We start from the raw sequence: 499 nt of genomic DNA on the forward strand, positions 1-499 counted from the left end.
CCTTAAGCCCATCTTAATAATAACAGGAGATGGAGTGCATGGGTTTGTCAAGGGCTGCGTAGCAGGCGGAGCTTTACCCTTGATAAACCACAAGCGACATCTATAATATTCAAAATATGGGATTAAGCAATCTTCGATAGTTCTTCATAAAAATATTTTTCTGGGGTTTTGTAATTTAGCAATTTACGTGGCAACCTATTCATCCAATATAGGACAGATGTTTTAGATAGCTGTCCAAAGGCAGATGGCCTCATGATGCTTGTAAGATCAATGTCACCAGATGTAATTGCAGTTGATGAAATTGGTGGAATAAAAGATGCTGATGCAATCATGGATGCTATAAATACAGGTGTAAAAATTATTTCAACTGCACATGGCAGAGACTTTGATGAGATATTAAAGCGTTCAGGAATAAGAAAACTATTAGAAATAACTGTATAGACATAATGTTTTTTTAAGCAATAGACATGGGCCAGGCACAGTTGAAAATATAATGAGA

At 36.1% G+C, this 499-nt stretch carries 1 protein-coding gene; it reads left to right on the forward strand.

The window, feature by feature from the left end; genetic code table 11:
• Positions 1-252: 252 nt before the first annotated feature.
• Positions 253-441, forward strand: coding sequence for a stage III sporulation protein AA (locus TCEL_RS11355; protein ID WP_018664941.1), 189 nt, complete (start codon positions 253-255; stop codon positions 439-441).
• Positions 442-499 lie beyond the last annotated feature (58 nt).

It is taken from the genome of Thermobrachium celere DSM 8682 (genome assembly GCF_000430995.1).
In the GTDB taxonomy this organism is placed as follows: Bacteria; Bacillota; Clostridia; order Clostridiales; family Caloramatoraceae; genus Thermobrachium; species Thermobrachium celere.

Excerpts from the sequence above, each read along its gene's own strand:
- TCEL_RS11355 (WP_018664941.1), top strand. The coding sequence starts at position 253 with ATGATGCTTGTAAGATCAATGTCACCAGATGTAATTGCAGTTGATGAA.